This window comes from Shewanella sp. AS16, from assembly GCF_021412365.1.
Lineage (GTDB): Bacteria > Pseudomonadota > Gammaproteobacteria > Enterobacterales > Shewanellaceae > Shewanella > Shewanella salipaludis.
On record NZ_JAKCLK010000060.1, the window covers coordinates 1 to 421 of the forward strand.

The window sequence follows — 421 nt, forward strand, 5'->3', positions numbered from 1 at the left end:
ACCGTGCAGGCGTTACAGGAAATCATGATGGCACAGGGGATGGATGAACGCATTACCCTGGAAAAGTTGCAGCAACTGAAACAACGCGCCATTCATTGCGGTCGGCTGGAAGAGCTAGAGATTGACGGGCTGACGCTGGAACGTGCGTTAGTGTTCCCGAGTGGTCTGGCGATCCTGATAGCCATTTTTACCGAACTGAATATTCAGTGTATGACCCTGGCGGGCGGTGCGCTGCGTGAAGGCCTGGTCTACGGTATGTTGCATCTTACCGTCGAGCAGGATATTCGCAGCCGTACGCTGCGTAATATTCAGCGCCGCTTTATGATCGATATTGATCAGGCACAGCGCGTAGCCAAAGTTGCGGCTAACTTCTACGATCAGGTGGAAAATGAATGGCATCTTGAAGCAATAAGCCGCGATT

1 protein-coding gene is annotated in these 421 nt (G+C 52.0%); it reads left to right on the forward strand.

Translation table 11 applies throughout. The annotated features are described in order from the left end of the window. Nucleotides 1–421 (forward strand): Ppx/GppA phosphatase family protein (locus LZP73_RS19325; RefSeq protein ID WP_442800765.1); only part of this gene is annotated, 421 nt, incomplete at both ends.